The following is an 8743-nucleotide window of genomic DNA, read 5'->3' on the forward strand; positions in this document are numbered from 1 at the left end:
GGCGAGGGGGCTTGCCCCCGTTGGACTGCGAAGCGGTCCCAAAACGGCTGCCGTGGTTACTTGAATATCGAATTAATCACTGTCACGACTGCGTCGCAGCCGAACGGGGGCAAGCCCCCTCGCCACAAGATTTAATGAAACATCGAACGCGATTCTTCCAGGTCTCTGTGCATCGCTTCGTGCTCCGGATCAATCTTCAGCTTTTTGAACGCCGGGACGTTCGACGCATCGATCCGCGCGAGAGGATGATCGGTATATTTGTGGCAAAACAGGCTCGCGACCTGCACCAGGTCAACGTAATCGACCCGCTCGGAGTCGCGCTCGAAGTCCAGGTACAGTCCCGGAACTTTCACCAGTTTTTCTGGAAAATCCCAGACCCGCAGCAACTTCTCACCAATCACCGGATGAATCTTGTCGATCACATGGTTCAAGCTGACCGGGTCCGCCAGCAGTTCATTGTGATCCTCGGCGTAGGTCAGAATCGGCAGTACGCCGATCTGATGCACCAGACCACCGAGGGCAGCTTGATCGGGCTTAAGGTCAGTGTAGCGGCGGCACAAGGCATAACTGACGCCGGCAATTTCCAGGCTCTTGCGCCAGACGTCGCGCATTTTCTGCTCCACCACCTCGGAGCGCGCGTGGAATATCTGTTCCATCACCAGGCCGATGGCCAGGTTGCTGCTGTAATTGACCCCCAGCCGCGTGATGGCGGTGTGCAGGTCCGTGACTTCCTGCGTGGCGCGCAGCAGCGGGCTGTTGACGATTTTGATCAGGCGCGCCGACAGCGCCGTATCCCGGCCGATCACTTTGCTCAGGGCACTGACACTGATTTCCGGATCCTCAGCAGCCTTGCGAATCTGCAGGGCAACTTCCGGTAACGTTGGCAGCACCAGGTCATCATTACTGATGGCCGCAACCAAATCCTGTTGGACCTTATCCGCCAGCTCGCTCATTTCGATTCTCTAGGATTACGGCAATGCTGCATCAGCGCTGGATTTCGCGATCGCGATCCAGGTCGTAAGGCAGGTCGAGCAACTGCAAAGCGGGCCCTTCTAGCGCGCCAAGATGGATATCGCCACCTTCAGCTGCTTCGGCTTGCAGTACAGCCAGGAGTTCAATATTACGCTCCGCGTGCGCGGCAATCACCACTTCGCCGATCGAGCTGCCGTGCGAAGGCGAAATCAGCGGTGTGCCCGGCTCCGGCAATTCGCCGGCGGGCAGGCTCAGCCGATACAAACGGCGCTTCAGTTTGCCCAAATATTGCATCCGCGCGACGATTTCCTGGCCAGTGTAGCAACCCTTTTTAAAGCTCACTCCACCGACGGCTTGCAGGTTAAGCATCTGCGGGATGAACAGTTCGCGAGTCGCCGGCATCACCTGCCCGATCCCTGCGCGGATCTGACCCAATAGCCATTCATTCAGATCGCCCGGCGCCAGTACGGCCGACAGCTTGCCTTTGACCACGTCAGCTTGATCAGCAGGCACCCAGAGTTCCGCACGGTCCGGCGAGACGCGCACGGCAATCAGGTCGTCATGGCGCACAACGCTGTCGGTGTCTGCCGGCAGCTCGAGACCCAGATCTGCCAGCACGGTGTCGCCTAGAACGACGCCGAAGCGCACCCACGCTACGCTTTCATCGGTGAGCTTCGATTTGGAGAACACTGCGTATTTTTTCAGGTCCGCCAGCTGCGGCTCCAGCAGCTCAGTGGCCATGGCCATCAGCACGCCGTCACCCTGCAACAGAATGCGGAAACTCGATTGCATCCGGCCTTTCTGCGTACAGCGCGCACCGAGGCTGGCCCGATGTTCACTCAGATAATCGAGGTTGCAGGTCAGCTGCCCTTGCAGGAATTTGCCGGCATCGGCCCCGCGGACCGCGAGTACGCCTTCGTGAGACAGGGTGCAAAAAAAAGCAGAGTCGGCCATGGGTCATCGCAGGGTAAAGAGTCTGGGGCACATCATAAGGGTGTGCCCATGAAATGGGTAGTTTCCAAAGGTAGGTGATGCCCGACCAAAGCCGACTGTTCGGTGGCGTCCGGGACTGTATACTTGCCGCCTATTTGAGGAGCGCTCCATGGTCGAAGATGTTGAACTGAATCGCCTCTACTGGCACAGCCGCCGCGGCATGCTTGAGCTTGACGTATTGCTGGTGCCGTTTGTCAAAGAGGTCTATCCGCACCTCAATCAGGTTGATCGCGACTGCTATGTCCGTCTGCTCGAATGCGAAGATCAGGACATGTTCGGCTGGTTCATGGAACGCGCCGAATCGGAAGATCCGGAGCTTCAGCGCATGGTTCGGATGATCCTGGATCGTGTCCAGCCCAAGTAATGCGTTCGAATGCCGCTGGCATGCCTCGCGGCAGTTGCTGGCGGTGTATCTGTTGGCCCAGCTGTTCGCGCTGGGTTCGCTGTTTCTTCTTTCCATTCCCATCTGGGCAAGCGTGCTCGGCATTTTCGCCTGCCTGGCGCATGGCGCGGGGACCCTGCCACGGAAGATTCTACTGACACATCCCAAGGCATTCATGGGGCTGCGACGCGATGCCGATGGCTGGCAGTTGTGGAATCGCGCGTCGGGCTGGCAGCCTGTACAGCTGAGGCCAGACAGTCTGGCGCTGCCGTTGATTGTGGTGCTGCGTTTTCGACTGCAAGGCGAGCGACGGATCCGGTCGATCTGCGTACCGCGCGATTCGCAGGCGGCCGATTTGCACCGTCGCCTGCGAGTCCGGCTCACGTTCAGCCGGCGTAGGTGGGCGGCACCAGAATAGTGTCGAGCGCCTCTGGCAGCATGTCCGGATAATCGAGGGTGTAATGCAAACCCCGGCTTTCCTTGCGTTCCATCGCTGACAGAATCATCAGTTCTGCGACCTGAGCCAGGTTGCGCAGCTCGATCAAATCCCGGCTGACCTTATAGTTGCTGTAGAACTCGTCGATCTCGTCCAGCAACAGGCGCACGCGATGTTGTGCTCGTTGCAGACGCTTGTTGGTGCGAACGATACCCACGTAGTCCCACATGAAACGCCGCAATTCATCCCAGTTGTGCGCAATGATCACGTCTTCGTCCGAATCGGTAACCTGGCTGGCATCCCAGACGGGCAGGGCGACAGGCGTTGAGATCTGCGGCAATTGCTCAAGAATGTCCGCGGCCGCGGAACGTGCATAAACGAAGCATTCCAGCAGCGAGTTGCTCGCCATGCGGTTTGCACCGTGCAAACCGGTGAAGCTGGTCTCGCCGATGGCGTAGAGGCCTGGCACATCGGTGCGACCCTGCTGATTCACCATCACCCCGCCGCAGGTGTAATGCGCTGCAGGAACAACCGGAATCGGTTGTTTAGTGATGTCGATGGAAAACTCGAGGCAGCGTTCGTACACCGTCGGGAAGTGCGTCTTGATGAATTCTTCGGGCTTGTGGCTGATGTCCAGATAGACACAGTCGATGCCCAGGCGCTTCATTTCATGGTCGATCGCCCGAGCGACGATATCGCGCGGCGCCAGCTCGGCACGGGGGTCGAAACGCTGCATGAAGCGTTCGCCATTGGGCAGCTTCAAATGTGCGCCTTCGCCGCGCAAGGCTTCGGTCACCAGAAAGCTCTTGGCCTGCGGGTGATACAGGCAGGTGGGGTGAAACTGGTTGAATTCCAGATTCGCCACTCGGCAACCCGAACGCCAGGCCATGGCGATGCCATCACCGCACGCGCCATCGGGGTTGCTGGTATAGAGATAAACCTTTGCGGCGCCGCCCGACGCAAGAATGACGAATCGGGCGCCGTAGGTGTCCACCTCGCCGGTCCCGCGATTAAGAACGTAGGCGCCGAGGCAGCGGTCGCCTTGCATGCCCAATCGTTTTTTGGTGATCAGGTCCACGGCGACTCGTTGTTCCAGCAATTCTATGTTCGGACGCTGTCTTGCCTTGTCGAGCAAGGTTTTGAAGATGGCCGCGCCCGTAGCGTCGGCTGCGTGGATGATGCGCCGATGACTGTGACCGCCTTCTCGGGTCAGGTGAAACTCGAAGCCACCGTCTTCGGTGCCGGACTGTTCGTCGCGAGTAAAGGGCACACCTTGGTCGATAAGCCACTGAATCGCTTCTTTACTGTGCTCGACCGTGAAACGCACGGCGTCTTCATGGCACAAGCCGCCGCCGGCGTTCAGGGTGTCATCGACGTGGGATTCTACGGTGTCGGTATCATCGAGAACGGCGGCAACCCCGCCCTGCGCCCAGAACGTCGAGCCGTTGGCGAGATCGCCCTTGCTCAAAACCGCAATGCGCAAATGACCGGGCAAGGTCAGCGCAAGGCTCAAGCCGGCAGCGCCGCTTCCTATGACCAGGACATCGTGTTGGAACTGTTGGCTCATCTGGAAATTTCCGCTCAAAGCGACCCGAATCTGGGTTGGCGCACGACTACTGTAACGCCGAGGCAACGCAACCACACAGCCCACTAGTATATAGAGGGGGGGAGCGGCACAATAGCGGACACATATGGCAATTTGAAACTACGGTAAACTGAAAATGGTCGACACTTCGTCGGATGGTTTTTCCGCCGGTTCGGCGACACGGCGACTGTATCGTGGATTTAACACTGGTTTTGCGCTCAATGTTGCACAATGTGGCGCGGACACGGCTAGAAATAATTGGAACTTTTGCCGAAAGCCCAGGATCAATAGACCGTTGCCTGAGTCAAGGGACAGCATCGGATTTATGTGCGGGGTTGTTTCGATCCTCGCCGCCGGTCCGATGAAAAGATTATTCGCGCAGCCGGATTATTTCGTGCTGCGCTTTTCGTGCGTGCCAAATCAGAGCCCGCAGGAAACTTGCTTGGAAGGGGGAGAACTTTTGCGAAAAGCCCGAGTCTATGTTTGCAAGTCTGGTCGTTTAGTTATGCAAGCTTCCTCCGAGCTTATCGAGGAGAGTTCATGCTAACCCAGGAAGAGGATCAGCAACTGGTCGAACGCGTTCAGCGCGGCGACAAGCGAGCTTTCGATCTGCTAGTGCTGAAATATCAGCACAAAATTCTCGGGTTGATCGTGCGTTTTGTGCACGACACCCATGAAGCCCAGGATGTGGCGCAGGAAGCCTTTATCAAGGCGTACCGAGCGCTAGGAAATTTTCGCGGAGACAGTGCGTTTTATACGTGGCTTTACCGCATCGCCATTAACACGGCGAAAAACTATCTGGTTTCACGCGGCCGCCGGCCGCCGGATAGTGATGTAAGTTCCGAAGATGCCGAGTTCTACGATGGCGATCATGGCCTCAAGGATCTCGAGTCACCAGAACGTGCATTGCTGCGGGATGAGATCGAAGGAACTGTCCATCGAACCATCCAGCAACTGCCAGAAGATTTGCGTACGGCTTTAACTTTACGTGAATTCGATGGTCTGAGTTACGAGGACATTGCGAGCGTCATGCAGTGTCCGGTGGGTACCGTGCGCTCCCGGATTTTCCGCGCTCGGGAGGCCATCGATAAAGCCCTGCAGCCGTTGTTGCAGGAAAACTGAGACAGCGGCGATAGCCAAGAGAGGAACGCCATGAGTCGTGAAGCCCTGCAGGAATCGCTGTCCGCAGTGATGGATAACGAAGCGGACGAACTGGAACTGCGTCGAGTGCTTAACGCCTTTGACGATGTTGAAACCCGTGAAACGTGGGCTCGTTATCAAATCGCTCGGGCAGTAATGCACAAGGATTTGCTGCTTCCACGTCTGGACATTGCAGCGGCAGTTTCTGCTGCGCTTGCCGACGAGGCCGTACCGGCAAAAGTTACCCGTGGTCCATGGCGCAGCCTGGGTCGTCTGGCGGTCGCTGCTTCGGTTACCGTTGCTGTCTTGGCTGGTGTTCGTCTTTACAACCAGGATGAGATTGCCGGTGCTCAGCTGGCTCAGCAGTCGACACAACCCGGTTTGGCAACCCCGCAAGTCAAAGGCCCTGCAGTATTGGCCGGCTACAGCGAGAGCACGGAAGCCACCGGTCCTATGGCCAACGGTGTTTTGCAGGGTCAGCCAGGTTGGCATGATCAGCGTCTGCCAAGCTACCTGCGTCAGCATGCGCAACAAGCTGCACTGAAAGGCACCGAGAGCGCTCTGCCTTACGCTCGTGCGGCAAGCCTGGAAAACCGTTAAGGAGGATCATGCGCGCCATACCTCTACTTACGCTTCTGCTCGGTGGCTGGTTCGTTGTTCCAGCCCACGCCGACGAAGCTCAGGACTGGTTGACTCGTCTTGGTCACGCCGAGCAAGAGCAAAGCTTTCAAGGCACCTTCGTTTACGAGCGCAGTGGCAGTTTCTCGACCCATAACATCTGGCATCGTGTTCAGGATGGCAAGGTTCGCGAGCGATTGCTCCAGCTCGATGGATCTGCGCAGGAAGTCGTACGCGTTGATGGACTGACTCAATGCGTCAGCGGCACCCTGATCGCGGGCCTCGGGGATTCTCCCAGCGCTGCAGCTCGTGCCCTTGATCCAAAAAAACTCAAAAACTGGTACGACCTTGCCGTTATTGGCAAATCGCGCGTGGCCGGTCGCCCGGCAGTCATCGTTGCCCTGACGCCACGTGATCAGCACCGTTATGGATTTGAGTTGCACCTGGATAAAGAAACCGGTCTACCCCTCAAGTCGTTGCTGCTGAATGACAAAGCGCAACTGCTGGAGCGGTTCCAGTTCACTCGACTTGAGACAACTGGTGTTCCTTCCGAGACTGATTTACGTCCGGGAGCCGATTGCAAACCGGTTGCCATCAATAGCAGCAAGGCGTCCGCAGAGAAAGTCGCGCAGGCGTGGCGTTCGGATTGGTTGCCACCTGGCTTTGAACTGATCAACAGCACTGCCCACACGGACGCCGTAACCAAAACACAGGTCAACAGTTTGATGTATGACGATGGTTTGGCCCGTTTCTCGGTGTTTCTCGAACCGTTGAATGGTGCCACCGTTACCGACACCCGCACTCAGCTGGGACCAACGGTGGCGGTATCCCGGCGTCTGACGACGCCGCAAGGCGAAATGATGGTGACCGTCGTCGGCGAGATACCGGTCGGCACCGCTGAGCGTATTGCTTTATCCATGCGCAAAGATGATGCCACCACCACGCAGTGAGTCGAGATCGAAATGTTTGGTGAGCATTTCAGTTTGCAAATCCCGCCCAATTTTCTTATAGGTCAGAGCCTCTCGGCTCTGGCCTTGTTTTTTGTTCCCGGAACAAAAATACCGGCGTATCGTTCCGGTGTTCCTTTGCTCCATATCGCTTAACCATGCTCGTCGTAACGGGAGCCGTATGTCGATACCACGCTTGAAGTCTTACCTCTCCATATTTGCCACCGTGCTGGTGCTCGGTCAGGCGGTCGCTGTTCAAGCGGTCGAACTGCCTGACTTCACCCAACTGGTCGAACAGGCCTCGCCTGCAGTAGTCAACATCAGTACCACGCAGAAACTTCCAGACCGCAAGGTCAATCAGCAGATGCCCGATCTTGAAGGCTTGCCGCCGATGTTGCGCGAGTTCTTCGAGCGAGGCATGCCGCCGCAATCCCGCTCACCTCGTGGTGATCGTCAGCGCGAAGCTCAATCCCTGGGATCGGGTTTCATCATCTCGCCAGACGGCTACATTCTGACCAATAACCATGTGATCGCCGATGCCGACGAAATTCTCGTTCGTCTGGCCGACCGCAGCGAATTGAAAGCCAAGCTGGTTGGCACTGACCCACGTTCCGACGTGGCACTGCTGAAAATTGAAGGCAAAGACCTGCCGGTGCTCAAGCTCGGCAAGTCCCTGGACCTTAAGGCCGGGCAGTGGGTCGTAGCGATTGGCTCGCCGTTTGGTTTCGACCATACCGTGACGCAAGGCATCGTCAGCGCCGTTGGGCGCAGCCTGCCCAACGAAAACTACGTGCCGTTTATCCAGACTGACGTGCCGATCAACCCGGGCAACTCGGGTGGTCCGCTGTTTAACCTGGCGGGCGAAGTCGTCGGTATCAACTCGCAGATCTACACCCGTTCAGGTGGCTTCATGGGCGTATCGTTCGCGATCCCTATCGACGTCGCGCTGGACGTTTCCAATCAGCTGAAGTCGGGTGGCAAGGTCAGTCGTGGCTGGTTGGGCGTAGTGATTCAGGAAGTGAGCAAAGACCTGGCCGAGTCGTTCGGGCTGGATAAACCGGCCGGAGCACTGGTTGCGCAGATCCAGGAAGATGGTCCGGCTGCCAAAGGAGGTCTGCAAGTAGGCGACGTCATCCTGAGCATGAATAGTCAGGCGATCGTCATGTCTGCTGACCTTCCGCACCTCGTTGGCGCACTCAAGGCAGGCTCCAAAGCCAACCTGGAAGTGATCCGCGATGGCAAGCGCAAGAATGTCGAGCTCACCGTTGGCACGATACCCGAGGAGGGCGACGAACAAAGTTCGCTGGCCAAATCCAGCGCCGAGCGCAGCAGTAATCGCTTGGGCGTTGCGGTCGCCGAGCTGACAGATGAACAGAAGAAAACCTACGATCTGAAAGGCGGCGTGATCATCAAGGAAGTTCAGGACGGTCCTGCTTCCCAGATTGGCTTGCAGCCTGGCGACGTGATCACTCACCTGAACAACCAGGCGATTGGCTCCTCCAAGGAGTTCACCGACATCGCCAAGGCATTGCCGAAGAACCGCTCGGTGTCGATGCGGGTTCTGCGTCAAGGTCGCGCCAGCTTCATCACCTTCAAACTGGCTGAATAATCCGGTTGCAGGTCAAACGAAAACCGCCTCGATTGAGGCGGTTTTTTTTTTCTTCGCGAAA

Annotated in this window: 9 protein-coding genes; 6 read left to right on the top strand and 3 right to left on the bottom strand. The window is 57.4% G+C overall.

The features are described 5' to 3' along the window. Positions 1 to 131: 131 nt before the first annotated feature. Positions 132 to 953 (bottom strand): HDOD domain-containing protein, encoded by an 822-nt coding sequence (locus DU29_RS0126685; RefSeq protein WP_028624452.1) that lies wholly within the window; start codon positions 951 to 953, stop codon positions 132 to 134. A gap of 31 nt (positions 954 to 984) precedes the next feature. Further along, a complete protein-coding gene (gene ygfZ / locus DU29_RS0126690) occupies positions 985 to 1926 on the bottom strand; it encodes a CAF17-like 4Fe-4S cluster assembly/insertion protein YgfZ (RefSeq protein WP_028624453.1) in 942 nt (313 codons plus the stop codon). Positions 1927 to 2074: 148 nt separating this feature from the next. On the opposite strand from ygfZ, the gene DU29_RS0126695 reads away from it, so the two are divergent. After that, on the top strand, positions 2075 to 2329 hold the full coding sequence (locus tag DU29_RS0126695) for an FAD assembly factor SdhE (protein ID WP_028624454.1): 255 nt from the start codon (positions 2075 to 2077) through the stop codon (positions 2327 to 2329). Further along, positions 2313 to 2765 (top strand): protein YgfX, encoded by a 453-nt coding sequence (locus DU29_RS0126700; protein WP_028624455.1) that lies wholly within the window; start codon positions 2313 to 2315, stop codon positions 2763 to 2765. Before DU29_RS0126695 ends, DU29_RS0126700 begins: the two co-directional genes overlap by 17 nt. Here the strand turns inward: DU29_RS0126700 and nadB are convergent. Further along, positions 2734 to 4350 carry an L-aspartate oxidase gene (nadB, locus tag DU29_RS0126705; RefSeq protein WP_028624456.1) on the bottom strand — a complete coding sequence of 539 codons (1617 nt, stop codon included), beginning with the start codon at positions 4348 to 4350 and terminating at the stop codon, positions 2734 to 2736. The two genes, DU29_RS0126700 and nadB, sit on opposite strands and share 32 nt — an antisense overlap. Before the next feature lie 558 nt (positions 4351 to 4908). Between nadB and rpoE the strand changes: the two genes are divergently transcribed. The 4 genes from rpoE (at position 4909) to DU29_RS0126725 (ending at position 8682) form a co-directional block, all read left to right on the top strand. Beyond that, on the top strand, positions 4909 to 5490 hold the full coding sequence (rpoE, locus tag DU29_RS0126710; RefSeq protein WP_003172477.1) for an RNA polymerase sigma factor RpoE: 582 nt from the start codon (positions 4909 to 4911) through the stop codon (positions 5488 to 5490). Between the two features lie 30 nt (positions 5491 to 5520). Next, the gene (locus tag DU29_RS0126715; protein ID WP_028624457.1) at positions 5521 to 6108 is read left to right on the top strand and encodes a sigma-E factor negative regulatory protein; all 588 of its coding nucleotides are present in this window, start codon (positions 5521 to 5523) and stop codon (positions 6106 to 6108) included. Positions 6109 to 6116: 8 nt separating this feature from the next. Next, on the top strand, positions 6117 to 7076 hold the full coding sequence (locus DU29_RS0126720) for a MucB/RseB C-terminal domain-containing protein (protein ID WP_028624458.1): 960 nt from the start codon (positions 6117 to 6119) through the stop codon (positions 7074 to 7076). Between the two features lie 178 nt (positions 7077 to 7254). Continuing rightward, positions 7255 to 8682 carry a DegQ family serine endoprotease gene (locus DU29_RS0126725; RefSeq protein ID WP_028624459.1) on the top strand — a complete coding sequence of 476 codons (1428 nt, stop codon included), beginning with the start codon at positions 7255 to 7257 and terminating at the stop codon, positions 8680 to 8682. Positions 8683 to 8743 lie beyond the last annotated feature (61 nt).

The sequence above is a fragment of the Pseudomonas sp. Ant30-3 genome (assembly GCF_000690905.1).
Classification (GTDB): Bacteria; Pseudomonadota; Gammaproteobacteria; order Pseudomonadales; family Pseudomonadaceae; genus Aquipseudomonas.